This is a genomic window from Ornithinibacillus jepli, from assembly GCF_047228935.1.
Lineage (GTDB): Bacteria > Bacillota > Bacilli > Bacillales > Amphibacillaceae > Ornithinibacillus.
The window spans coordinates 1-26,480 of sequence record NZ_JBFEGG010000002.1 but is presented as its reverse complement, the minus strand read 5'-3'; the positions used below and the strand labels follow the sequence as shown (position 1 = coordinate 26,480).

Below are 26,480 nucleotides of genomic sequence, written 5' to 3'. Positions count from 1 at the left end.
TAGGTCAAATTTTTTTTGCTTACATATGGATATGTTGATAAAAGCCCCTCCAAAAAATTAACTCCCCGAAAAACTCTGGAATAGGAGTGGACAGGATGGGGAAGAAACCACATCTGGCAATTGTATTAGTAAGTACGGTTTCTGCTAGTTTAGCAGGTGGGACGATTCTTGGGATTTTCCTAGGTATGTATGTTGATAAACTACTATCTACAAAACCAATTTTTATGATAATTGGACTCTTACTAGGACTACTTGCGGGAATCTATGGAATGGTTCAATCTGTAAATAAATTCACGGAAGCGGGAGAAGAGTAGGGAATGACCAACATCAAAATACAATATGCCCGTCAGCGAAAGTGGATGTTTTACCTTCTAGCAATTCTCGTACTTGGGGCAGGATTTACTCCTTATTTACGTATTTTCCTCGGGCTTCTATTAGGAAGTGCCATTAGTTTCTACAATCTATACCTTTTACAAAAGAAATCAATCGAATTTACAGAAGCAATAGCGAAAAAAGAGAAGGCACGAGGACTAGGTACAATATCAAGGTTTGCCGCAGTTGCGTTAGCAATCATCATAGCACTACGCTATGAAGAATACTTTCATGTGATTGCTGTAATAATTGGATTAATGACTTCTTATTTGGTCATTATGATAGATTTTATGATGTACAAAAATAAGGACAGCGCTTGAAAGAGGGGTGAATAAGTATGGATCATGGGGCGCCGATAGTACACGACGTCTTTGGAATTAGCTGGCTTGATTTCAATTTGTCGAACGTATTTATGATAATTGTAACATCCTTAATAGTATTTATTCTTTCCGTGCTTGGTGCTAGAAAGTTACAAATGAAACCGACTGGTGCACAAAATGTCATGGAATGGATTCTCGATTTCGTTAAAGGAATCGTAAACGATACTATGGATTGGAAAACAGGTAAGCTATTCTTACCATTAGCATTGACACTATTTTCTTACATTTTAGTTGGTAATATGCTAGGTGTTATTACAAATGGAGTATATAATCATGAAGTTTGGTGGAAATCACCAACAGCTGATCCAGGTATTACCCTAACATTAGCAGCAATGGTAATTATTCTATCACATTTTTATGGAATCAAACTACGTGGTGGAAGAGAATATGTTAAATCATATTTCCAACCACTATGGCCACTATTCCCAATTAAGATTATCGAGGAGTTTTCTAACACATTAACGTTAGGTCTTCGTCTATTCGGTAACCTTTATGCCGGTGAAGTATTACTAGCATTACTTGTTGGTTTAACTGCTAACGGAGTTTGGGGATTCTTAGGTGGAGCAATTCCATTCTTAGCATGGCAAGGATTCTCTGTATTTATCGGAGGTATCCAAGCATTCATCTTCACAATGCTTGCGATGGTATACATTTCGCATAAAGTAAGTGAAGAACATTAAACTCTTTAATTAACCAGTTTTAATAGTAATCTGTTAAAACCGGAAATTATTATTAAAAAATTATATTTATATTCTAAGGAGGATTTTATATTATGACAGGAGCATTAGCAGCAGCAATAGCAGTAGGTTTAGCCGCACTTGGTGCAGGTATTGGTAACGGTTTAATCGTAAGTAAAACAGTTGAAGGGATCGCTCGTCAACCTGAGCTTAAAGGTCAACTTCAAACTACAATGTTCATCGGTGTAGGTCTAGTAGAGGCAATGCCTATCATCGCAGTAGTTATCGCATTAATGGTAATGGGTAGCTAATTAATAGTTAATAGAAAATGGCGAAGATTTTCCCATAAAACTTCGCCGTTGTTTTTACCTGAGTATTGAAATGATTAGTTTTTAATAGAACATTGAATGTATGAATCAGGTTGAAAGGAGTGAATAAAGTGCAAGGATTCACTATATACGCATCGCTTGGTGGATTTCATGTTGGAGACATGTTAGTACAGCTCTTTTTCTTCGCAGTATTATTACTTTTACTCCGCAAGTTTGCTTGGGGACCAGTAATGAACATGATGAAAAAGCGTGAAGAATATGTAGCAAGTGAAATCGAAGCTGCAGAACAAAGCCGTCTAGAGGCTGAAAAGGCAGCAAAAGAAGCAACTGAGCAGTTAAAACAAACGAAATTAGAAGCACAAAAAATAATTGAAGATGCTAAAAATGCAGGTGTGAAGCAGGAGCAAGATATTATCGAAGCTGCTAGACACGAAGCAGAACGCATCAAAAAAGCAGCACAAGAAGAAATTCAAAACGAAAAAGAAAAAGCACTACAAGCACTTCAAGATCAAGTTGCGTCCTTATCTGTTCTTATTGCAAGTAAAGTAATTGAGAAAGAATTAAGTGCACAAGATCAAGAGAAGTTGATCAACGAATACATTAAAGAGGTAGGAGAAGAGCGATGAGTGAAGCAGTAGTTGCCAAACGTTATGCAGATGCTCTTTTCCAACTCGCAAGCGAAAAAGCAACACTTAATGAAGTGTTAGAAGAGTTGCGTGTTGTAAGACAAGTATTCAATGAGAACAGGGAATTACAAGCATTTTTAGCACATCCACGTGTTACAAATGATAAAAAGCGTGCCTTCTTAGATGAAGTGTTCAAGGGAGTTTCTACAGATGTACTAAATACATTAAAGCTTCTTGTTGAACGTCATCGAGTAAGTGGGATCTCTGACGTTGTAGATACGTACGAATCGCTTGTTAACGAAGCTAGCGGCGTTGCGCAAGGAAAAGTATATTCTGTTCGTGAGTTATCGGATGCGGAAAAAACGGAGCTTGAAAACTCATTTGCCAAACGTTTAAACAAATCAGTGGTCAAGCTTGAAAACGTAGTAGACCCACACTTGGTTGGTGGCGTTAAAATCCGTATGGGTAATACGATTTATGATGGAACAATCAGTGGTAAATTACGCCGTATTGAGCAAAACATTAAACTTGCGAACATTTGATGATAGGGGTGAAATGGTATGAGCATCAAAGCTGAAGAAATCAGTAAACTGATAAAACAGCAAATCGAAAATTTCGATTCAGATATTGAAGTAAGTGATGTCGGAACAGTTATTGAAATTGGTGACGGTATCGCACGTGCTCACGGTCTTGACAATGTCATGTCTGGAGAGCTTGTTGAATTCTCGAATGGTGTAATGGGTATGGCTCAGAACTTAGAAGAGTCTAACGTCGGTATCGTTATCCTAGGCCCTTACACAGAAATTAAAGAAGGCGATGAAGTTCGTCGCACAGGACGTATCATGCAAGTACCAGTTGGTGAGGAGCTAATTGGTCGTGTTGTTAACCCATTAGGGCAAGCCATTGATGGTGGTAAACCAATCGAAACGACGAAAACTCGTCCAATCGAATCTCCTGCTCCAGGGGTAATGGATCGTAAATCCGTTCATGAGCCATTACAAACTGGTATTAAGGCGATTGATGCATTAGTACCAATCGGACGTGGACAACGTGAGCTTATCATTGGGGACCGTCAAACTGGTAAAACAACTGTTGCAGTTGACACGATCCTTAACCAAAAAGACCAAGACATGATCTGTATCTATGTTGCCATTGGTCAAAAAGAATCAACTGTTCGTGGAACAGTGGAAACATTCCGCCGTTATGGTGCATTAGACTACACAATTGTTGTAGCTGCAGGTGCATCTGACCCAGCTCCATTATTATACCTAGCACCATATGCAGGTGTAACAATGGGTGAAGAATTCATGTACAATGGTAAGCATGTACTTGTTGTATATGATGACTTATCTAAACAAGCATCAGCATATCGTGAGCTTTCCCTATTACTTCGTCGTCCTCCAGGTCGTGAAGCATTCCCAGGGGATGTATTCTACTTACACTCACGTTTACTAGAGCGTGCAGCGAAACTTAGTGACGCACTTGGTGCTGGTTCACTAACTGCACTTCCATTTGTTGAAACACAAGCAGGCGATATCTCTGCATACATTCCAACAAACGTAATCTCCATCACAGATGGACAAATTTTCTTACAATCTGACCTATTCTTCTCTGGAGTACGTCCAGCGATTAACCCAGGTCTTTCTGTATCACGTGTTGGTACTTCCGCACAAATCAAGGCAATGAAGAGCGTAGCAGGTACATTACGTCTTGACTTAGCTTCATTCCGTGAACTAGAAGCATTTGCACAGTTCGGTTCTGACCTTGATAAGGCAACACAAGCAAAGCTTAACCGTGGTGCACGTACAGTAGAAGTATTAAAACAGGGCTTACATAAGCCACTTAAAGTAGAATATCAAGTCATGATTATCTACGCACTAACAAAAGGCTTCTTAGATGATATCCCAGTTGAAGATATTACTCGTTTTGAGTCTGAATTCAATGTGTGGTTAGATTCTAATAAACCAGAGTTACTTGCTACAATTCGCGACACTGGTAACCTACCAGAAACAGAAGATTTAAACAGTGCAATTGAAGCATTTAAAAAGACATTTATCACATCTGACAATTAATAAATACCTTTAAGAGTGAAGAGTAAAAAGCTTAGGGGTTTACCGAAACGTTTAAGCTTTTTACCTCCTGCACTCTGCCTACGAAAGGGTGGTGAAAGAGCTTGGCATCACTTAGAGATATTAAAAAGCGTATTGATTCAACTACGAAAATGAAAAAAATCACCAAAGCGATGGAAATGGTATCGGCAGCTAAAATGAACAAAGCAGAGCAAAATGCGAAGAAATTTGTTCCTTATAGTGAAAAGATGCAAGAGGTTGTAGCAAACATTGCTAAAAATACCGATGCAACTCATCCGATGCTACAAACACGTGAAGTGAAAAAGACGGGTTATATTGCCATCACTGCGGATAGTGGTTTAGCAGGTGCGTATAATGCGAACATTTTACGTAATTTAAACAATACAATTCAACAAAATCACAAATCTTCTGATGAATATACGATTATTGCAATCGGACGAATGGCAGTTGACTTCTGTAAGAAGCGCAATCTTCCAATGGCTAAAAGTATTATTGGTCTTCCAGATCAGCCGTCATTTGCATTCATTAAAGAGATTGCTTCTGAAACCGTACAAATGTACAGTGATGAAGAAATTGATAAGTTAGTAATCATCTACAACCATTATGTAAGTGCAATATCTCAAGTTGTTACAACGAATCAGCTATTGCCAATAGAAAATATGAATACTGCTGGATCTAGCAGCCAGTACGAATATGAACCAGGTGAAGAAGAAATTTTAGCAGTGCTCTTACCACAGTACGCTGAAAGTTTAATCTATGGTGCATTACTGGATGCAAAAGCAAGTGAACATGCTGCACGTATGACGGCAATGCGTAGTGCAAGTGATAACGCATCTGATTTAATCGATGATTTATCCTTGTCTTACAACCGTGCTCGCCAAGCAGCAATCACACAGGAAATTACCGAGATTATTGGTGGAGCAAGCGCCCTAGAATAGTCTTAAGGAAAGTAAGTTAGGAGGGAAATCGATGAGCAAAGGACACGTTACTCAAGTAATGGGACCAGTCGTTGACGTAAGATTTGATGACGACAAGCTTCCTGAAATTTATAACGCATTAACAGTCCAACTTGAAGAAGCAAATGGTGGTGGAACGTTAACACTAGAAGTTGCTCTTCATCTAGGTGACAATTCTGTTCGTACCATTGCGATGGCATCAACAGATGGTCTTAAACGTGGAATGGAAGTCGAGAACTTAGGTAGACCGATTTCTGTACCAGTCGGTGAAGTAACATTAGGACGTGTATTTAACGTATTAGGAGATAAAATTGACTTGGATCCAGATCTTCCAGAAGGAATCCGTTTAGATCCAATTCACCGTCCTGCTCCTAAATTTGAAGAACTATCTACTGAAACAGAGATTCTAGAAACTGGAATCAAGGTAGTTGACTTATTAGCACCTTATATTAAAGGTGGTAAAATCGGTTTATTCGGTGGTGCCGGTGTAGGTAAAACCGTATTAATCCAGGAATTAATCAACAACATCGCTCAAGAGCATGGTGGTATCTCCGTATTCGCTGGTGTAGGAGAGCGTACTCGTGAAGGAAACGACCTTTACTATGAAATGAAAGACTCGGGCGTTATCGCAAAAACTGCCATGGTATTCGGACAAATGAACGAACCACCAGGTGCACGTATGCGTGTTGCGTTAACTGGTCTTACAATGGCGGAATACTTCCGTGATGAACAAGGTGCAGACGTACTATTATTCATCGATAACATCTTCCGTTTCACACAAGCAGGTTCAGAGGTATCAGCCCTACTTGGCCGTATGCCATCTGCCGTTGGTTACCAACCAACACTTGCTACAGAAATGGGTCAATTACAAGAACGTATTACATCTACTAATAAAGGTTCTGTTACATCGATCCAAGCGATTTACGTACCAGCCGATGACTATACTGACCCGGCTCCAGCTACAACATTCGCTCACTTAGATGCAACAACAAACCTTGATCGTAAACTTTCTGAGCAAGGTATCTATCCTGCGGTGGATCCACTTGCATCAACATCTCGTGCCCTTGACCCTGAAATTGTTGGCCAAGAGCATTACGAAGTTGCACGTGAAGTACAGGCTACACTGCAAAAGTACCGTGAATTACAAGATATCATCGCTATCCTAGGTATGGATGAATTATCAGATGATGATAAATTAACGGTTGCTCGTGCACGTCGTATCCAGTTCTTCTTATCACAGAACTTCCACGTTGCAGAACAGTTTACTGGTCAACCAGGATCATATGTACCAGTAAAAGAAACTGTAAAAGGATTTAAAGAGATTTTAGAAGGTAAATATGATGACCTTCCTGAGGATGCGTTCCGTCTAGTTGGTCGTATTGAAGAAGTAGTTGAAAAAGCGAAAAGCATGGAATAATATGTAGGCTAAAGGGGGATTATCCCCCGTAAGTCTCTAGGAGGGGTTACATTGAAAACACTAACTGTGAGTGTTGTTACTCCTGATGGCCCTGTTTTAGAAGATACGTATGAAATGGTTAGCTGTAAAGCAGAAAATGGTGAACTCGGTATTTTACCAGGGCATATTCCATTGGTTGCTCCACTTGCAATCTCAGGCGTTCGCCTTAAACGTGATTCAGGTGAAGACAAGCTAGCTATTAACGGTGGATTTTTAGAGGTTCGTCCAGATAAAGTAACAATTCTTGCTCAATCTGCAGAGAGACCTCAAGATATTGATGTTGCACGTGCTCAAGCAGCAAAAGAACGTGCAGAACGCCGTCTTCAATCAAAAGAAGATCATATCGATCGAGTAAGGGCAGAATTAGCACTCAGAAGAGCAGCGAACCGATTGGACGTTGCTCAAAGATAATAAATATTGTACGTGAAGAACCTCGCACTATTGTGTGTGGTTTTTCTTATGGAAAGAATTCGAGGTTCTTTTAACTAAAAGTGAGACGAAATGTATACGGGTTGTGAGTGTTCTACATTAGACATCAAAGTTCATTTCCAACCTAAAAATAAAACAATCTTCATCATCCATGTCGATATTTCCCGGGAAATGCGAAAATTAAATATTTCCTATCCAAATCTTGTCGAAGAAATATACCTTCAATCCATTTGACAATTTAGGCGTTACATGGCATCTTCTTAAGAGAGACAATGAATATAAGGTGGTTTTTATGTTATCAATAGGACAATTAGCAATGATGAGCATTATCTCACATATCATATTTATCTATATTACATGGCGGCTCATTCAGACGATTAATTTTGAACCATTAATCCGAAAAGGAAGAGGCATGGAAGCAAAAATTCTGATCCTTTTTATAACCATCGTAATTGGGACTGGCGTAAGTAGATTTTTCCTTGAGTTTTTACAATGGTCACTTGACCTATCATATCTTCTGTAGCTAAAGAAAAGGTTAAATCTATTAAACTATGAAATATAATGTATGATATTTTTCTCTCTTGTTCATACTGTTGATAAGTTGAACAAGGGGGATTTGTTATGAAAAGAGCTTTAGCTATTTGTCTCATGATATTATGTATTACGAATACTGCCTTAGCAAAACAATTGCATCAAAACGAATTAGTGGATATAGCAAATTTTATGTTACAAAACGACCTAAAGATTGATGGATGGGAAGTAACAATGAAAGAATATATCGAAACTAATGAGCTTCAAGAAATCGTAAAGGGATTAAGTACTAGTCATACAGTCACAAGACAAGAAAATAAAAACAGTATTATCTATTTAGTTAAAGACACACACAAAAAGGGTACAATCAACGTAAAGTATAATGTAATTTTCCCAAAGGATAAGCGTTATAAGTCAGAGTTAGTAGTAGTAATTAATGGTAACAGTTGGACTCCAGACGTGGAAGCTACATATAATAAGCTTGTGTCTAGTTATACTGGGAAATATTTTTCTAAAAACGTTAAAATATTTTCTTGTATGACTACTAGAGCGGATGCTATAATTGAAAAAGATGACATCGTTGATAATTTTACGAAAAACTTTAAATTACATTATAAAAAGACACAGTACGACACATTAAAATCGACAAAAAATGTAGAATATATATATGGGTATACCTCATTATGGGGTCAGAAAATTGCCATTCAGGATAAGCCAGTTAACGTACAATTCGTTACGAAAACACTTGCTAGTGGTGATGTCCAATTTACGATTGGAACACCTATCCTAATAAATGAATATTAATATAGGGAAATTGGATCTGAAGGAGATTTGGAATATGGATAAAATCATCGTAAGAGGCGGACAGCAATTGAATGGTAATGTAAGTGTAGAGGGTGCGAAAAATGCCGTGTTACCCGTAATTGCTGCGAGTATTCTTGCTAGTGAGGGCAGTAGCGTAATTCATGATGTCCCAGTTCTAGCTGATGTTTATACAATTAATGAAGTAATACGAAATATGAATGCAGATGTTCAATTTAAAGATAATAAAGTGATAGTAGATGCTTCACAGGAATTAAAAACGGAAGCGCCATTTGAGTATGTCCGTAAAATGCGTGCTTCTGTTCTTGTTTTAGGTCCATTATTAGCACGTTTCGGTCATGCAAATGTAGCAATGCCTGGTGGATGTGCAATTGGCTCACGTCCTATTGATTTACATCTTAAAGGCTTTGAAGCAATGGGTGCAAGAGTTCATGTTGGGAATGGATTTGTTGAAGTTGAGGTTGACGGAAGACTTCAAGGGGCTAAAATATATCTTGATGTACCAAGTGTTGGTGCAACGGAAAATATTATGATGGCAGCTACTTTAGCTGAAGGAAGAACCTTCATTGAGAATGCTGCAAAAGAACCAGAAATTGTAGATTTAGCCAATTTCTTAAATAAAATGGGTGCACGCGTTGTAGGTGCAGGAACTGAAACGATTCGTATTGATGGTGTTGAATCACTTCAAGGAGCAGTGCATTCTATTATTCCTGACCGTATTGAGGCTGGTACCTTTATGGTTGCAGCAGCGATTACTGGAGGAAATGTTTTAATTCAAAATGCAGTTAGTGAACATTTACGTCCACTTATCTCCAAGTTGGAGGAAATGGGAGCAACTATAATTGAAGAAGGAGAAGGAATCCGCGTAATCGGTCCAGATATTCTTCAAGCAACTGATATTAAAACATTACCACATCCAGGATTCCCAACCGATATGCAATCACAAATGATGGCATTAATGTTATGTGCACACGGAACTAGTGTAATTACCGAGACAGTATTTGAAAATCGCTTCATGCATGTGGAAGAATTCCGCCGTATGAATGCAAAAATGAAAATTGAAGGCCGTAGTGTGATCATTGACGGACCTTCTGAACTTCAAGGTGCAGAAGTCGCTGCGACAGACCTACGTGCAGCAGCTGCATTAATTCTTGCTGGCCTTCGTGCAAATGGATTAACAAGAGTTACCGAACTAAAACATTTAGATCGTGGCTATGTAAACTTTGCCGGTAAACTAGCTAGCCTTGGTGCAGACATCGAACGAGTAAATGAAGATGGCGACATTGTTAACCCATACGAAATTGACTATGTAGCCGAATTGTCATAATAAATAGTAGATAGATAGAGTGGAGCACATAATAGTGCTCCACTTTTTAGTTTGTTAGAGTGTTTTGGTTGAAGACATCAACCGGGACCACCACCGCGCCAACCATTTCGTATATTCAACACCGTACCCACACCCATATTCTACCAATTCTAAATTGTGATAAATATTACAAATTATCTTGCAATTAAATAGAATAAAAGGTAAAATATTATCAAATTAACAGATTAGTATCCTGTGGAAAATATGTCGAGTTTTGCCATATCACCTATGTTGAAATCCTCTCCTAAACTCGTGATTTTCCTTATTATTTTTATGCAAGACTCCTCTACTTAACCAATCATTTAACAGTAAATCCAATCATATAATATAGCAAACATATTTAAAGGAGACATGTTATGAAACTTTATCTATCAGTAGATATGGAAGGGATAACTGGTTTACCAGATTATACATTTGTTAGCGCTTCCATGCACAATTATGAGCGTGCAAGGAGAATCATGACCGAGGAAACTAATTTTGTCGTGAATGCTGCTTTTCAAACAGGTTGTCAAGAAGTGCTTATTAATGACAGTCATATGAAAATGAACAATATTTTAATCGATGAATTGCACCCGGATGCACAGCTGATCACGGGAGGTATCAAAACCTATTCGATGGTGCATGGTCTTGATAGTAGTTTTAGCGGGGCAATGTTTATCGGGTATCATTCGAGAGCAGGAATGCCAGGAGTGATGTCTCATTCTATGATACATATGGTTCGTAATTTTTATATTAATGATTTACAGGTTGGGGAAATCGGTATGAACGCGATGGTTGCCGGCTACCACGGAGTTCCAGTTCTGCTTATTTCTGGTGATGATGAAACAGCAAAAGAAGCTGAAGCACTTATTCCAAATATAACGACCGCTGTTGTGAAGGAAGCAGTTTCTAGGTCAGCTACGAAAAGTCTGACGCCGAAGAAAGCTGGGGAGCTTCTAAAAGAAAAAGTGAAACAGGCAGTTGAAAATCGTCATCTTGTCAAACCTTTAACCCCACCAGATAACCCGAATTTAAAAGTGGAATTTGTTAATTATGGGGCGGCAGAACTTGCACATATGATGCCAGGAACAGAGATTATCCCTGGTACGACAATAGTAGAGTACCAGGCAAAAGATATTTTAGAGGCATACCGGGCATTACTCGTGATGGTTGAGCTTGCTTACGATACCAAATATGCATAGGGGGAGCGACTTTGAAAAAGCTTACAGACCGAATTCAACAGATAATCGAAGAAGCTGGTGGAGCATGGGGAATATCACTTTATGATCTAAATACGGATGAATCATGGGAAACTAATGAACAGGAGCCTTTTTACTCTGCTAGTGTCATTAAAGTACCAATTATGATCGCTGCATTTGCTGCAAGCCATCGAGGTGAAATGAAACTCAGTGAGAAGATCGAGCTAAAGCGCGAGGATATTGTAGCTGGTAGTGGGGTATTGCAACATACCACACCAGGCACCCAAATTACCATCTATGACCTAATCACTTTCATGATCATCCAAAGTGATAACACAGCTACCAATATGCTAATTGATTTACTTGGAGTAAAGAACATCCAACAAGTAATGAAAGATATAGGTCTTGAAAAAAGTAAATTTTATCACAAAATGATGACCGTAGAGGTAGATCGTGAAGGAAGAAATATCATCACAGCTCATGAAATGACAGAAATGCTAAAGAAACTGGTTACGGGAAAAGTTATCTCGGTTTATGCTTGTGAGCAAATGATTGCAATCATGAAAAAACAACAAATCCGAAATTCATTACCGGTAAAAATTCCAGAGCCGGAGGAAGAGATTATTGGTTCTCTAACGGAATGGGAGCTTGCGAATAAAACAGGAAATGTTTCTGGAATACGTCATGACATAGGGATTTTTTATGTAGGAAAACGAAATTTCATTGCGTCGGTATTAACGAAAGGTTTAAATGATCTTGATTCGCCAGAGTGGATTGGGAAGGTTGGTCTGGAAATCTATCAATACTTAAAACAAACAGAGTAGGATTATCTCATAAACAATGGGAAGTTGTCATAGCTTATTTTCAGGGGAAGCTTTTCTTACATTATCTGCGCATTAGTTGCGTAAAAGATACAGGAGTTGGAGGCAATGCTCAAATATATTTTAAAAAGACTACTCATCATGATTATCACTTTATGGATTATCGTCACGCTAACATTTGTACTGATGGTTTCGGTCCCAGGTTCACCTTTTAACAGTGAGGGAAACTCCAACGAGATTGTCCAACAAAATTTAGCCAAGCATTATAATCTCGATAAACCATACCATATTCAGTACCTACTTTACTTAAAATCTATCGTCACATTAGACTTTGGACCATCTATTAAACAACCAAATCAGACGGTAAATGATTTATTAGGAAGAGGGTTTCCAATTTCTGCGGAGTTAGGGATTGTGACGATTATTGTTGCGGTCATTTCTGGGATTATATTAGGGGTTTTGGCAGCGCTAAGGCATAACGGGATAATCGATTATTTAGCAATGGGCATTGCCGTTCTAGGCATATCAGTACCAAACTTTATTCTAGCTACATTGTTAATTCAAAAATTAGCGGTAGATTGGGAGATTTTCCCGGTTGCGACTTGGAAAAGCACTATGCATATGGTGCTTCCAGTATTAGCCTTATCAACTGGTCCGATGGCAGTTATAGCGAGGTTAACGAGATCGACCATGCTGGAGGTCTTAACCCAAGATTACATAAAAATGGCACGAGCAAAAGGGTTAGCCCCATGGAAAATCATTTTTAAACATGCACTACGCAACGCTCTCATGCCCGTGATTACGATTATGGGTACATTAGTTGCTGGTATAATGACCGGATCATTTGTTATCGAACAAATTTTTGCTATTCCAGGTATGGGGAAATATTTTGTGGAAAGTATAAACCATCGTGATTTTCCAGTCATCATGGGAACAACGGTATTTTATAGTGCATTTTTAATCATCATGCTTTTCTTGGTTGACATAGCGTACGGAATATTAGACCCACGAATTAAAGTGTCCAAGAAGGAAGGGGAGTAGTATGAAATCAAATCAAAATCCCCAAACACATAGTAGAGAAAATATACCCGACGAATGGTTTACATGGCGTCAAAGAAATGCTAACGAACAAGAATTAGTTGCAAGGCCGTCCCTTTCCTACTGGGGGGACGCATGGCGGAGACTTAAGAAAAACTATTTAGCTATGGCAGGGCTAGTTTTTTTAATTTTATTAATCTTTATGGCTATATTTGGCCCGATTTTGTCACCTTATGAAGCAAATAAACAGTCTTTATCTGAACAATTTCAGCCACCATCTGCAGAGCATTGGTTTGGAACAGATGGTGCTGGTAGAGATGTGTTTACGCGAACATGGCATGGGGCAAGAATATCCTTATTTGTTGGGTTCATGGCAGCACTTATTGACGTCACCATAGGGATAATCTGGGGGGGAATCTCCGGTTATAAAGGTGGTCGAACCGACAATATCATGATGCGTATTATAGAAATTTTATACGGAATTCCGTATTTATTAGTGGTTATTTTACTACTCGTTGTGTTAGGTCCGAGTCTTTCAACCATAATAATCGCCCTCACCGTCACTGGGTGGGTGGGCATGGCCAGGATTGTGCGGGGGCAGGTCATGCAAATTAAAAATTATGAATTTGTCCTCGCATCGAAATCATTTGGAACGAAAACGCCACGAATTATCCGGAAGAACTTATTACCGAATATAATGGGACCTATTATCGTGCAAATGACATTAACCGTACCGTCAGCCATTTTTGCAGAAGCCTTCTTAAGCTTTATTGGACTTGGGATTTCTTCACCGAATGCCAGCTGGGGAGTAATGGCTAATGATTCCTTAGGTGCGATTCTATCTGGAAATTGGTGGACATTATTTTTCCCAGCATTTTTCATATCATTTACGATGTTTGCCTTTAACGTCTTAGGAGACGGATTACAGGATGCACTGGATCCGAAATTAAGGAAGTAGGTGTTGTGATGGAAAAAATTCTAGAAGTAAAAGACTTACACGTGACCTTCACGACCTATGGAGGTACCGTACAGGCAGTAAGAGGTGTTGACTTCCATTTAAATAAAGGCGAAACACTCGCAATCGTTGGCGAATCTGGTTGTGGAAAAAGTGTTACATCAAATGCTATCATGCGGCTTATTCCGAGCCCCCCAGGTAAAATTACCGCTGGGAAGATTTTGTTTAAAGGTAAAGATTTAACGAAGCTAACAGAAAAACAATCACGTTCGATTCGTGGTGTGGATATATCGATGATTTTCCAAGATCCGATGACTGCGTTAAATCCGACGCTAACAATAGAAACGCAGCTTATAGAAGGTTTAAAGCAACACCGAAAGATTTCGCCAGTAGAAGCGAAACGACGAGCACTGGAGATGATGGAACTAGTTGGTATTCCTAATCCAGTTGAAAGAATGAAACAGTATCCCCATCAGTTCAGTGGTGGGATGCGACAACGAATTGTCATTGCGATTGCTTTAATTTGTGAACCGGAATTACTGATTGCAGACGAGCCAACAACAGCATTAGATGTAACTATCCAAGCACAAATTCTAGAGCTATTCGAAAAAATTCAAGAAGTTACAGGAGTATCGATTATCCTGATTACCCATGATTTAGGGGTTGTTGCAAAGATAGCTGACCGTATTGCGGTGATGTATGCAGGCAAAATTATCGAAACAGGAACAAAGCGAGAAATCTTTTATCACCCAGAACATCCATACACGAAAGGATTATTAAATTCTGTTCCGAGATTGGATACGAAAGGAAAGTTAAAACCAATTGATGGAACACCACCAGATTTATTCTCACCTCCACAAGGATGTCCATTTGCTCCTAGATGTCCTTTGGCGATGGAGGTGTGTAATAAAGTTTACCCAGAATCGAGCGTTCTGAGTGATTCACACAGCGTGAATTGCTGGTTGCAAGATGAACGGGCTAAACAATTATTGGCCACGATGGTCACAAACTAAACAAGGGGGAAAAAGAATGAAGAAGTTTCTCTTTTTATTATTGGCAGCTTTAACCTTATTTGTCCTTGCTGCTTGTACTGCCAATGAAGATGCAGGGGAAGATCCGGTAGAAGAAAACGTTGATGAGCCGGGTGAAGATGATGGAACGACGAATGAAGAAACAAGTGGAAAGGTGCTTTATTTAAATAATGGTACTGAGCCAACTTCGCTTGACCCGTCTATCGGTTTCGATGCGGTATCTTGGGATCCGCTTAATAACTTGATGGAAGGTCTTACAAGACTAGATGAAGATCATAGAGCAGCTCCAGGGGTAGCGAAGGACTGGAAAATTTCTGAAGATGGATTAACTTACACATTCAATCTACGTGAAGATGCTAAATGGTCAAACGGTGATCCTGTTTTAGCAGGTGATTTTGAATATGCATGGAAATATATGCTTAATCCGGAAACAGGCTCTCCAGCAGCGTTCTTAGGCTATTTTATTGAAGGTGCTGAAAGCTACAACAGTGGTGAAGGTTCTGTTGATGATGTAAAAGTTACAGCACTTGATGAAAAGACATTAGAGGTAGTGTTAGCACAGCCAACAGGATTTTTCCTTGATGTATTAACAAACCCAGCTTTCTTCCCTATCAACCAACAAGTAGCTGAAGCAAACCCTAACTGGCATGCAGAAGCTGATACATTTGTTGGTAATGGACCATTCAAATTAGAGTCATGGGAACATGATGTAGAAATGGTATTCGCGAAAAACGAACATTATTGGGATGCTGGTGCAGTAAAGCTAGACAAAGTTAACTTTGCTATGGTTAACGACTCGAATACACAGTATCAGATGTTCGAAAGTGGTGACCTTGATACGGCGAGTATTCCAGCAGAGCTTTCTGACCAATTAATTAATGGCGACAATGTATTTATCGGTCCATATGGTGGTCTAGAGTTCTATCGTTTCAACTTAACAATGGAACCATTCCAAAATAAGAAGATACGTCAAGCATTCGCCTATGCGGTTAACCGTGAAGACATTGCTAAGTACGTTGTAAAAAATGGTGTAGAACCAGCATTTGGTTTTATTAACCCTGGTTATACAAGCCCAACAGGGGAAGATTTCCGTGAAGTAAATGGTGACCTTGTACCATTTGATCCAGAAAGAGCAAAACAATTACTAGAAGAAGGTATGGCGGAAGAAGGGTACGATGAACTACCAGAAATCAAATTAACTTATAATACTAGTGATTCTAACAAAGCGGTAGCAGAAGCGTTACAAGGCATGTTCCAGGAACACTTAGGTGTGGAAGTGGCATTAGAGAATCAAGAGTGGAATGTATTCTCAGAAGCACAACAGGCGTTAGAGCTTCAGTTCTCTCGTAGTTCATTTATTAATGACTACAATGACCCGGTTAACTTCTTAGAAAGTTTTATTACGGATTCTTATATGAACCGTACAGGCTTTTCTAGTGAAGAGTATGATGCGTTAATTGCAACGGGTAAATCAGCGACAAATGAAGAAGAGCGTTGGAATGCATTATATGAAGCGGAGAAAATGCTAGCTGATGAAATGGTAGCATTCCCGATTCGCTATTACAATACGGTAGTTCTTGAAGCGGATGGGGTAGAAGGAATTTTACGCCACCCAGTTGGATATTTTGATTTGAAGTATGCGGATAAGAAATAAAGATTAGAGAATGTGGGAAAGAGGTAACGACAAGAGTCTGAATACACTACGCTTTCCTAAGGGGGCTGGTAAGCCAGACTAAATCTTGGATTCGCATCTATGGTTACCTTGCCTCAAGGGATTCTCCGTATATTCAGGCTAGAGACTTGGCTAGACAGTAAAAAGGAATAGCTCATCATATCAGATGAGCTGCTCCTTTTTCATTCAATAAATACATACTACTTACACAGAAGGAAGGTATTTCGATGCTTTTACCTAATGCTTTAAGTAAGGGTGATACCATTGGTGTGATTGCCCCTAGTAGTCCTCCTGATATGAAACGCCTCGAACAAGCAATTCCTTTTTTCACTAATTTAGGCCTCCATGTTAAATTAGGAAAATATATAGATCAAGAATACGGTTATTTAGCTGGTACAGATGAACAGCGTCTGGCAGATTTTCACGAGATGATGAGAGATGATGAAGTAAAAGCAATTATTTTTGCCCGAGGTGGCTATGGAGTCGGACGAATTGCAGCATCAATTGATTATGAGTTAATCCGAAACAAACCAAAAATTATTTGGGGCTATAGTGATATTACATTCTTACATATAGCGATTATGCAGAAGGCGGGCCTTGTTACCTTCCACGGTCCAATGCTTGCATCCGATATCGCAGACACTAATTTTGATGCTGTGTCACAAGCATCCTTTCAACAATTATTTAAACCAGAAATAAGACTATATGACGAAACGATATCTCCGCTTGATGTGCTAGTAGAAGGAACGGATTCAGGGCAACTAGTAGGAGGGAATCTCTCCCTCATTATTAGCACACTTGGAACAGAATTCGAAATCGATACGGATGGAAAAATCCTTTTGATTGAAGATATTTATGAACCTCCATACAAAATAGATGCAATGTTAAATCAATTGAAGCTAGCAGGAAAACTAAGTAAGCTAGCAGGAGTTGTCGTCGGTGATTTTGCTAAAGCTGACCCAAAAGATAAACCATCCTTAACCTTGGAAGAGGTTTTCCGCCATTACTTAGGCGAGTTGCCTTGTCCTGTTGTGTTGGGGTTTAAAATTGGTCATTGCTTCCCGCATTTTGCTGTACCACTTGGTGTTCAAGCAACTGTATGTTCTAAAGAAAAAACATTCACAATATGTCCGGGGGTGCAAGTAGATGTTCATAAAGCAGATTGAAACATTCAAGGCAGCCATACCACTGAAAAAAGCGTTTAAAACTGCACTTCGAACGGTCACTGTTGCTGAAACGATAGTCGTTAAGGTTACGTGTGATAACGGAATCGTAGGGTATGGAGAGGCACCTCCAACCCATGTAATTACTGGAGATTCATTAGCGAGTATCACCTATACCATAAATAAAATTCTTACGCCAACCCTTGTAGGAATGTCGTGCCTAGAGCGGGAACAAATTTTTGAAAAAATCAATGCGGTGATAATCGGAAATACAAGCGCAAAGGCAGCAGTGGATATGGCTATTTATGACTGCCTCGCTCAGCATGCTAACATGAGTCTAGCGCAATTATTAGGTGGATACGAATCGAATATCGAAACAGATTATACCGTAAGTGTTAATACCCCCGAAGAGATGGCGGATGATGCAGCGGGCTATGTGAAGGAGGGCTTTTCCGTTCTTAAAGTAAAAGTTGGGAAGGACGAAATCGCCAAGGATATCGAACGTATACAAGCAATTCGGGAGCGGGTCGGCTCTGAAGTTACGATTAGGTTAGATGCCAATCAAGGCTGGAATCCGAAAGAAGCAGTTCTGGCAATTCAAAGGATGGAAGATTTAGTACTCGGAATAGAGTTCATCGAACAACCAGTAAAAGCCTACGACCTAGAAGGATTGAAATATGTCACGGATCATACCCACATTCCAATAATGGCTGATGAAAGTGTTTTCTCTGCACGAGATGCTAGAGAAGTTTTCGAAAAAGGTGCAGCAGATTTAATTAACATTAAGTTAATGAAGTCCGGGGGAATTCATGAGGCCGTAAAGATTGTAAAACTAGCAGATGTTTACGGGGTAACTTGTATGGTTGGTAGTATGATTGAAACGAAGATCGGCATTACCGCAGCCGCCCACTTTGCTACAAGCCAGCCCAATGTGAAATATTATGATTTTGACGCACCGTTAATGTTATCAGGTGATTTAGTCCAAGGTGGGATCACCTATGAAAAGAGTGCTATCTCGTTAGGTGATAGTACAGGGCTAGGGATTCACGGGTTGAATGAGCAATACATCGTTAAAAGCTAAAAAGGGGGGGCACAAAGCGTATGTTTAAACATGATTTTTCACTGCCAGATTCATTTTATGTCGCTTCGGTTCAAGTCGCAACCGTCTGGACTAATTCCGAATCTGCTAGAGAAATAGACGAACCAGGGATTACTAATCCTACAAATATAGAAAAATGGCTTGATTATTTATCTAATGAGGAAAAAGTAGCTTTATGTAATGACAATCGTGTACAGACACAGCTTTTATATGGGGAAGTTGTAATCGTATCAGAGATAAATGGGGATTGGGCGAAGGTGACAATCCCAAGCCAGCCATCGAAAAAGGATGCTTTAGGTTATCCGGGCTGGGTACCTCTTAATCAGCTGAAAAAAGTGGCAAAAGAAGATTGGCTCAAACCCGAAACGGCCGCAATAAGCTCCAAACATGCTTGGCTAGAAGATGAATTAGGTGAAAAGCAGATAAAGTTGAGCTATATGACCTGTTTGCCTGTTGTACAGGTCGGAAATGAAAGAGTAGAGGTGATAACCCCAATTGCCCGAGGATTTTTACCAGTAGAGGACGTGGAAATTTTCCCTACCGGAGAAGGCGGACCAAAAGGGGATGGACTTCGTATTATTGAGAAAGCAAAAGAGTATGTTGGATTAGATTATCTGTGGGGTGGCATGAGTTCCTTTGGCTATGATTGCTCAGGCTTTGCCTATAATATGCACAAAGCAAACGGCTACCAAATTAGTAGGGATGCATCCGACCAAGCAGCGTTTGGAAAAGAGATCCCATTTGATAAGCTCCTCCCTGGCGACTTACTATTTTTTGCCTATGAAGAAGGAAAAGGTAGTATTCACCATGTAGGTCTTTACTATGGGGACGGAAAAATGATTCATTCCCCGATGACGGGAAGAGGAATTGAGATTATTAGTTTGAAAGATACCACATATGAAAAAGAGCTTTGTATAGCGAGACGATACTGGGAAGGAGGAGGTGTAACAAATGGCTGAAGAAAGAATTCTAGAAGTCAATAATTTAAAGAAACACTTCCATTTAGGGAAAAACCAGATATTAAAAGCAGTTAATGATGTGACCTTTCATGTGAATAAAGGAGAAACCTTTGGCCTAGTAGGGGAGTCTGGTTGCGGGAAGTCCACGATTGGTCGTACGATTATCGGACTTTATAATAAAACGGATGGCGACGTGATTTTCAATGGACAAAACGTTCATGAATTAAATGAAGGTGATATGTTCCATTTCCGTAAAAAAATGCAAATGATTTTCCAGGATCCTTATGCATCATTAAATCCGCGCTCAACAGTTCGTGAAGTCATTTCCGAACCGATGGAAGTTCACAAGTTATATAATTCGAAAAAAGAGCAAACGGAACGAGTTTACGAATTGCTGGAAGAGGTAGGATTAAACCGGGACCATGCCAACCGCTATCCACATGAGTTCAGTGGTGGACAACGCCAACGAATCGGTATTGCCCGTGCTTTAGCTTTGAATCCAGAGTTCATTATTGCCGACGAACCAATATCGGCACTTGATGTGTCCGTTCAAGCACAAGTAGTAAATCTATTAAAACAATTGCAAGAGGAAAAAGGGCTAACCTTCCTATTCATCGCACATGACTTATCAATGGTGAAACAAATTTCCGACCGGATCGGAGTGATGTATTTAGGAAACATGGTAGAGCTAACGGAAAGTGAGTATTTATATGAAAATCCACTTCACCCGTACACACAAGCTTTGCTTTCAGCAATACCGATTCCTGATCCAGATATTGAAGAGTCACGCGAGAGAATTATTTTACAAGGAGAGTTACCAAGCCCAATTAACCCACCGAGCGGCTGTGTATTCCGTACCCGTTGTCCATTCGCGATGGAGATTTGCGGACAAGAAAAACCGGCCTGGCAAGAAGTAGAAAATAACCATTTTGTCGCATGCCATTTATACAATGAAAATGTGAAAAAGGATAAACAGCATGAGCCCGTAGTCCATATTCGTTAACCGAGGTGTCCCGTTAGTTGGGCATCTTTTTTTATGAGCTTGTCCTACTAAATCTTCCATCACTAGATTTTTAAAATTGTAGTTCTATTATTTTCGATACCTGTATAAGTATATTAGTAGGATTGCTAGAAACGAAAAAGTTTAGGATAGGAGGGTGCCCCTTGAAAAATCGTAAAAATTCCATCAAACAAATTCAAAAAATGAAGAAGAAAAAAGCTATAATGAAACATCAAGCACTACAGAAGCGAATGACAACCGTAACGAAAACAAAGCCTATCGCACTAACTAAAGGGCGCTTCAAATGGAAATTCCCTGCTGCATTTATATTTAGTGTAGCATTTATCATTCTGGCTGTTCCGACATTAATTGTCCTTCCGTTTATTTCAAATAGTGAAGTGCTATCACAATCCGTTGATCAACAGAGCTCACCGGACGAAGAGAAAGCGGTAGTAGATGATTCTGCGGTGGAAGTTGCCGTGATGCGCACACAAACCGACCAAATTGAAAATGTCCCACTAGAAACGTATGTTATTGGAGTTGTCGCCTCTGAGATGCCAGTGGAATTTGAAACGGAAGCACTAAAGGCACAAGCGTTAGCAGCGAGAACCTATGTTGTAAATAAGCTGCTGTATAAATCAGAGGAAGTTTCATCTGACGTGACCGATACCATTCAGGACCAAGTGTATAAAAATGACGCCGAGCTTCGGATTAAGTGGGGGAAAAACTACCAAAACAATATGGACAAAATCACCGAAGCAGTACTCGCCACCAAAGGTCAGATTATTACCTATCAAGATAAACCAATCGATCCACAATTTTTCTCAACAAGTAACGGCTATACCGAGAACTCTGAAGACTACTATAAAAACGAGATTCCATATTTACGAAGCGTACCAAGCCCATGGGACGAAGCCTCCCCATATTATTTAGATCAAGAAACATTTACATTTAAACAGGTGGAAACAGCTCTTGGAATTGATCTACCAGATAACGAGAAACTTTCAATAGAAATAACAAGAACAGAAAGTAATCGAGTAGATGAACTAAACTTAGTGGGAAGCTTGTTTACAGGTCGAGAAGTACGGGAAAAACTAAAACTACGCTCGAGCGACTTTTCTATCGAACAAAAAAATAACTATTTGATTTTCAAAACAAAAGGAAACGGTCATGGCGTCGGGATGAGTCAATATGGCGCGAACGGAATGGCAAAAGAAGGAAAAACTTATGAAGAAATCGTGAAATATTACTACAAAGATGTTCAAGTAAGTAACCTGGATGATACAGCTCCAGCGTTGGTAATGCAGTAATAAGTAGCCTCCAGATGGATTTCTGGGGGCTATACTTTTTGGTTGAAGCATCCCGACAAAATGTTACCCTTCCCCCAAACCAATCTACTAAACACCCTCTACTAATCCCTTAATAACCTACCACCATCCTGTAAAAAGGCTTAATATCCCCCAAATTAACAAAAAAATGCATAAAAATATAAAAATTTTTTCCGGGAATGTATAGTTTTTTCTTTTTCTGTTCAGAATGGTTGTTGAGGTGATGATAGATGAAAGAGGAAAACAAAGCGCCAAAAAAAGGCGGGCAAAGTATTTTCCGTAAAAAGTGGTTCTTCCCTGCAGTGTACTTAACGATTGCTGCAATTCTATTAGCAGTAGTAGTTTGGTATCAAAATTTGGATAATCAATTACCAGAGGCTGGGGATGACCAAGAATTAAGAGACAACTATTCTCCTAATCCAAATGATGAGGATGCACAGCCAGTAATGGAAAATGAAGAAGTTATTAAGTTACCTGTTGCCGATCAAGAACAAGCGCAAATCGTAACGAAATTCTTTGATTACAATGCATCCCAAGAAGATCAAGAAAATGCACTGATCCTTCATAACAACCGCTATTACCAAAGCACAGGTGTTGACATCGTTTATCCGGACGGTGAAGCATTTGATGTATTAGCAGCACTTAGTGGATCGGTTATGGAAGTAAAAGAGGATCCATTACTAGGTAATGTTGTTGTTCTATCACATAACGATGGAGTAACAACGTACTATGCTAGTCTAGGAGAAGTTGGCGTTAAACAAGGTGATGAAGTTAAACAGGGTGATGTAATTGGTACAGCTGGAGAGAATATCTTCGGTCAAAACCATGGTACACATGTACACTTTGAAATTAGAAAAGATGATCAAGTGTTTAACCCTGAAACATTCTTCAATCAACCTGTAAGTAAGCTAGCTGAAGAGCAAAACACAGAAGACGTTTCTGAAGAACAAGATACTTCTAGCATTACATCTGAAGAAGTAGATTCAGAAAATCCGGATGATGAACCGTCAACTGAAAATGGTAGTGACGGCGAAGGGGAAGATACGGAAGATCCGCAAGACCCTTCTGACGACTCATCCACTGACACAGAAGAGTAAATCTAAAAAGAAATCCTAGTAAATGAAAGACTAGGATTTCTTTTTTTATTCTCCAAAAACGCAAACAGCAATCCGCCAAAAATCTCAACAGTTCGCTATTTTTCTTGAAAAATATGTCGAACGATTAGGGAACTTTTTAAGTAGATTCTATGGTAATATTAAGTTATTAAAAATACTAGAATTTAATATATTACATTTACATCTAACTCTATCAAAATGTGATCAACATAGAATTCCGTGATATATTGTACAAGTTTGAAAGGGCGGTCTAACGAATAATGAGTTTTGGAAACATAAACCTAATTAGGGAAAACATGGAGTCTATTGAGGATAGTCCGGAGTTGACTATAGGACAAGTTATGTTGTTACTATCTCAGGAACATGATGAACAGGAAGTATTAGAACTAACCCGCAAATTCTGTTTACAATCCTCCTCAAAGGAAATCCAGAAAAAGGGTATGGAGTTTTTATATATTAACGGATTTTATGAAGATCTAAGAATCTTAATCGCCAAAAACTCACTTTCCAATGATCATTCCAATCGATTATGGGCTGAAGTTTATCAAATAACGTTAGAACGACGAACAGATAATAATATTTCTTCTGCTGGAAAGATGAGAGAGAGATTGCTCGAAATTCAAACATCAGAGCCTGAATTGAGATGTTTAATCGAGTTAAGCATTGTAGATACCTACTTTAATCAAATGGATTTTGGTAAAATAGGTAACTTCCTAGAAATACAGTACGAACTATTTGATCCAATACAAGACAATTTTATGCTAGCTAGCTTAAATTTAAGGCTGTTTCAAAAACTATTTTTCTATTATTGGAAACGAAATGAATTAATTATGGCTAGAAAATATGCGTTCCGTGCATTAAATCAAACAAATAACCCATCAACGAAAGCAAGCCTCCATATAAATCTAGGATTAACCTACACATTTGATACGTACTATCAAGGGATGTATCACATGAAGGAAGGTTTGAAAATTGCCAAGCAACATAATCTAACAAAATATGTCCGCAAAATAGAGAATTATTCCATCCCATTTTTAGCAGCCCATTTTGGCAAAACAAATGGAGTTACAACTGATGACATTAGTGAACAAGCTCATCTCGAAATCGCACGAGGAAATAGTGAAAAGGCAATTGAGTTATTAAAAGATATATATACTAAGAGCCCATTTAAGACGTATTATATGGGACTTGCAAAACAGGACAAAAATCTTTTAACAGAAGCATGCAAAATGTTCATTGAAAGAAGTGATTATTTCTTTAGCCGATTACCGATGTCAGCGATCCAGAATCTTCAATCATAAATGGTTATGATAGGATTCAGCTTTTTGTTTTAATGTCAAAAATGGAGAGGAGGAATAAAATGGAGAAAATTAAAACTTTTACGTTTGCTCTGTTTCTAGGTTTATTAGTACTCTTCACGTTAATTCAACCGGCGAGCCCATTGTTGGCAGACCCCGAGTATGGTGATGTAGATTAAATGAAAGTTTTGAACATATTAAGTTGAATCCTTTCATATAAAACCAAAAGTACTTATTAGTGCTTTTGGTTATTTTTTTGCCTGCTTACGCTTAACTGAAGCAATTTTCGAAATAAAATAAAAAAACATCTTGTCCCCCAAGCGATTCCGAGGATTTTTAATCATAATCCAACCGTTCTGATAATAAAATGTTACAAACCAAGCATTCAGTAAGTCTGAGGTGAGAGCTTATGTGGCTCCGCAATAATATATTCGTTTTTGCTTGATTACATATTACAACGTAACGATTTCCCAGCACAATTACAAATATACATACATTTTATCGTAACAGCCTCTATATTTATTTCAGAAAATTTTACCACATATGTAACTAAGTCCCTATCACTGTACATACAACTAAGCCACTGTAATTCCATCTTTATACGAACTAAAGGTGGACACTCGGAAAATGACAAGTGCTCATTTTTCAGATCACCTAGTCTCAAATTTGACACCTCAGAAATATTCAACATAGGGAGGCGAACGGTGTGCACGATTACATCAAAGAAAGAACTATCAGGATAGGTGAACATATCGTGGAAACGAGGAAAACCGTCCGGGTGATAGCAAAAGAATTTGGTGTTTCCAAAAGCACAGTCCATAAAGATTTAACAGAGAGACTGCCAGAGATCAACCCAGAATTAGCACAAAAGGTAAAAGAAATCCTAGAGTATCACAAATCCATCCGCCATTTAAGAGGTGGAGAAGCAACCCGTAAAAAATACAAAACCGAAGAAAGCAAGGCCTCAGTTTAAGTAATTCCAAATATATATCATAATCCTCTTTAAGGAGGTGAATGGTAGGGAGAGTACTTAAGTTATAGAAAGGTTTTGGTTAGCAGGTATTGTACTTTTGACATGGGGAGGTATGTCAGCAGAACTATGAAAACGCACCCTTTGAAGGTGCGTTTTTTTTAGTGTTGGGGTGATGAAAGAGGTGCTTCTAATGTGGGATGAGCCTGGAAATGGGAGAGAAGCGCCCGATGCGGAGTGAGATGAGCCCGAGGAGGGGAGAGAAGCGCCCAATGCGGGGTGAGGTGAGCCCGAAAAGTGGGGAGAAGCGCCCAATGCGGGGTGAGATGAGCCCGAAAAGTGGGGAGAAGCGCCCAATGCGGGGTGAGATGAGCCCGAGGAGGGGAGAGATGCCCCCAATGCGGGAGGAGATGAGCCTGAGGAGGGGAGAGAAGCGCCCGATGCGGAGTGAGATGAGCCCGAGGAGGGGAGAGAAGCGCCCAATGTGGGAGAGATGAGCCCGATGCGGGGAAAGATGCCCCCGAAGCAGGAGTAGATGAGCCCGAGGAGGGGAGAGATGCCCCCGAAGCAGGAGTAGATGAGCCCGAGGAGGGGAGAGATGCCCCCAATGCGGGGTGAGATGAGCCTGGAAATGGGAGAGAAGCGCCCAATGCGGGGTGAGATAAGCCCGAAAATGGGAGAGAAGCGCCCAATGCGGGAGTAGATGAGCCTGAGGAGGGGAGAGAAGCGCCCGATGCGGGAGGAGATGAGCCCGATGCGGGGAAAGATGCCCCCGAAGCAGGAGTAGATGAGCCCGAGGAGGGGAGAGATGCCCCCGAA

At 39.6% G+C, this 26,480-nt stretch carries 27 protein-coding genes; all 27 read left to right on the top strand.

Features of this window, described 5'->3' with window-relative positions; genetic code table 11:
* The first annotated feature begins 95 nt into the window (after window positions 1–95).
* The 27 genes from AB1K81_RS08115 (at window position 96) to spoIIID (ending at window position 25,664) form a co-directional block, all read left to right on the top strand.
* Window positions 96–314 (top strand): AtpZ/AtpI family protein, encoded by a 219-nt coding sequence (locus AB1K81_RS08115; protein WP_412976154.1) that lies wholly within the window; start codon window positions 96–98, stop codon window positions 312–314.
* Window positions 315–317: 3 nt separating this feature from the next.
* The gene (locus tag AB1K81_RS08110) at window positions 318–692 is read left to right on the top strand and encodes an ATP synthase subunit I (RefSeq protein WP_412976153.1); all 375 of its coding nucleotides are present in this window, start codon (window positions 318–320) and stop codon (window positions 690–692) included.
* Between the two features lie 17 nt (window positions 693–709).
* Complete coding sequence (gene atpB / locus AB1K81_RS08105; RefSeq protein WP_412976152.1) at window positions 710–1,432, top strand: F0F1 ATP synthase subunit A; 723 nt, start codon at window positions 710–712, stop codon at window positions 1,430–1,432.
* Window positions 1,433–1,524: 92 nt separating this feature from the next.
* A complete protein-coding gene (atpE, locus tag AB1K81_RS08100) occupies window positions 1,525–1,740 on the top strand; it encodes a F0F1 ATP synthase subunit C (protein ID WP_412976151.1) in 216 nt (71 codons plus the stop codon).
* Between the two features lie 128 nt (window positions 1,741–1,868).
* Window positions 1,869–2,384 carry a F0F1 ATP synthase subunit B gene (gene atpF, locus AB1K81_RS08095; protein WP_412976839.1) on the top strand — a complete coding sequence of 172 codons (516 nt, stop codon included), beginning with the start codon at window positions 1,869–1,871 and terminating at the stop codon, window positions 2,382–2,384.
* A complete protein-coding gene (locus AB1K81_RS08090) occupies window positions 2,381–2,926 on the top strand; it encodes a F0F1 ATP synthase subunit delta (RefSeq protein ID WP_339213147.1) in 546 nt (181 codons plus the stop codon). Before atpF ends, AB1K81_RS08090 begins: the two co-directional genes overlap by 4 nt.
* Window positions 2,927–2,944: 18 nt before the next feature.
* On the top strand, window positions 2,945–4,456 hold the full coding sequence (gene atpA / locus AB1K81_RS08085; protein WP_339213149.1) for a F0F1 ATP synthase subunit alpha: 1,512 nt from the start codon (window positions 2,945–2,947) through the stop codon (window positions 4,454–4,456).
* Window positions 4,457–4,557: 101 nt separating this feature from the next.
* Window positions 4,558–5,412, top strand: coding sequence for an ATP synthase F1 subunit gamma (gene atpG / locus AB1K81_RS08080; protein ID WP_186868334.1), 855 nt, complete (start codon window positions 4,558–4,560; stop codon window positions 5,410–5,412).
* A gap of 31 nt (window positions 5,413–5,443) precedes the next feature.
* Window positions 5,444–6,847, top strand: coding sequence for a F0F1 ATP synthase subunit beta (atpD, locus tag AB1K81_RS08075; RefSeq protein ID WP_339213153.1), 1,404 nt, complete (start codon window positions 5,444–5,446; stop codon window positions 6,845–6,847).
* Window positions 6,848–6,898: 51 nt separating this feature from the next.
* Entirely contained in the window at window positions 6,899–7,297 is a 399-nt protein-coding gene (locus AB1K81_RS08070; RefSeq protein WP_339213154.1) for a F0F1 ATP synthase subunit epsilon, read from the top strand.
* A gap of 310 nt (window positions 7,298–7,607) precedes the next feature.
* Window positions 7,608–7,838, top strand: a complete 231-nt coding sequence (locus AB1K81_RS08065) for a DUF1146 family protein (protein WP_412976150.1) — start codon at window positions 7,608–7,610, stop codon at window positions 7,836–7,838.
* A gap of 98 nt (window positions 7,839–7,936) precedes the next feature.
* On the top strand, window positions 7,937–8,650 hold the full coding sequence (locus tag AB1K81_RS08060; protein ID WP_412976149.1) for a YwmB family TATA-box binding protein: 714 nt from the start codon (window positions 7,937–7,939) through the stop codon (window positions 8,648–8,650).
* Window positions 8,651–8,684: 34 nt separating this feature from the next.
* Window positions 8,685–9,995: a UDP-N-acetylglucosamine 1-carboxyvinyltransferase gene (gene murA, locus AB1K81_RS08055; protein WP_412976148.1), complete on the top strand. Its 1,311-nt coding sequence runs from the start codon at window positions 8,685–8,687 to the stop codon at window positions 9,993–9,995.
* Window positions 9,996–10,390: 395 nt separating this feature from the next.
* The gene (locus AB1K81_RS08050) at window positions 10,391–11,215 is read left to right on the top strand and encodes a M55 family metallopeptidase (protein WP_412976147.1); all 825 of its coding nucleotides are present in this window, start codon (window positions 10,391–10,393) and stop codon (window positions 11,213–11,215) included.
* A gap of 11 nt (window positions 11,216–11,226) precedes the next feature.
* Complete coding sequence (locus AB1K81_RS08045) at window positions 11,227–12,036, top strand: serine hydrolase (protein ID WP_412976146.1); 810 nt, start codon at window positions 11,227–11,229, stop codon at window positions 12,034–12,036.
* 105 nt (window positions 12,037–12,141) lie between these two features.
* Window positions 12,142–13,074: an ABC transporter permease gene (locus AB1K81_RS08040; RefSeq protein ID WP_412976145.1), complete on the top strand. Its 933-nt coding sequence runs from the start codon at window positions 12,142–12,144 to the stop codon at window positions 13,072–13,074.
* Window position 13,075: 1 nt separating this feature from the next.
* A complete protein-coding gene (locus AB1K81_RS08035) occupies window positions 13,076–14,029 on the top strand; it encodes an ABC transporter permease (RefSeq protein ID WP_412976144.1) in 954 nt (317 codons plus the stop codon).
* A gap of 8 nt (window positions 14,030–14,037) precedes the next feature.
* Window positions 14,038–15,039 (top strand): ABC transporter ATP-binding protein, encoded by a 1,002-nt coding sequence (locus AB1K81_RS08030; protein WP_412976143.1) that lies wholly within the window; start codon window positions 14,038–14,040, stop codon window positions 15,037–15,039.
* Between the two features lie 16 nt (window positions 15,040–15,055).
* A complete protein-coding gene (locus tag AB1K81_RS08025; RefSeq protein ID WP_412976142.1) occupies window positions 15,056–16,711 on the top strand; it encodes a peptide ABC transporter substrate-binding protein in 1,656 nt (551 codons plus the stop codon).
* A gap of 245 nt (window positions 16,712–16,956) precedes the next feature.
* The gene (locus tag AB1K81_RS08020; protein ID WP_412976141.1) at window positions 16,957–17,895 is read left to right on the top strand and encodes a S66 peptidase family protein; all 939 of its coding nucleotides are present in this window, start codon (window positions 16,957–16,959) and stop codon (window positions 17,893–17,895) included.
* Window positions 17,876–18,973, top strand: a complete 1,098-nt coding sequence (locus AB1K81_RS08015; RefSeq protein ID WP_412976140.1) for a dipeptide epimerase — start codon at window positions 17,876–17,878, stop codon at window positions 18,971–18,973. The genes AB1K81_RS08020 and AB1K81_RS08015 overlap by 20 nt, the downstream gene beginning before the upstream one ends.
* Before the next feature lie 20 nt (window positions 18,974–18,993).
* Window positions 18,994–19,950, top strand: coding sequence for a C40 family peptidase (locus AB1K81_RS08010; RefSeq protein WP_412976139.1), 957 nt, complete (start codon window positions 18,994–18,996; stop codon window positions 19,948–19,950).
* Window positions 19,943–20,953, top strand: coding sequence for an ABC transporter ATP-binding protein (locus AB1K81_RS08005; protein WP_412976138.1), 1,011 nt, complete (start codon window positions 19,943–19,945; stop codon window positions 20,951–20,953). The genes AB1K81_RS08010 and AB1K81_RS08005 overlap by 8 nt, the downstream gene beginning before the upstream one ends.
* A 161-nt stretch (window positions 20,954–21,114) precedes the next feature.
* A complete protein-coding gene (spoIID, locus tag AB1K81_RS08000) occupies window positions 21,115–22,260 on the top strand; it encodes a stage II sporulation protein D (RefSeq protein WP_412976137.1) in 1,146 nt (381 codons plus the stop codon).
* Between the two features lie 248 nt (window positions 22,261–22,508).
* The gene (gene spoIIQ / locus AB1K81_RS07995) at window positions 22,509–23,375 is read left to right on the top strand and encodes a stage II sporulation protein SpoIIQ (RefSeq protein ID WP_489685622.1); all 867 of its coding nucleotides are present in this window, start codon (window positions 22,509–22,511) and stop codon (window positions 23,373–23,375) included.
* A 314-nt stretch (window positions 23,376–23,689) separates the two neighbouring features.
* Window positions 23,690–24,694, top strand: a complete 1,005-nt coding sequence (locus tag AB1K81_RS07990; RefSeq protein WP_412976136.1) for an AimR family lysis-lysogeny pheromone receptor — start codon at window positions 23,690–23,692, stop codon at window positions 24,692–24,694.
* A gap of 703 nt (window positions 24,695–25,397) precedes the next feature.
* The gene (gene spoIIID, locus AB1K81_RS07985) at window positions 25,398–25,664 is read left to right on the top strand and encodes a sporulation transcriptional regulator SpoIIID (RefSeq protein WP_412976135.1); all 267 of its coding nucleotides are present in this window, start codon (window positions 25,398–25,400) and stop codon (window positions 25,662–25,664) included.
* The last annotated feature ends 816 nt before the right edge of the window (window positions 25,665–26,480 follow it).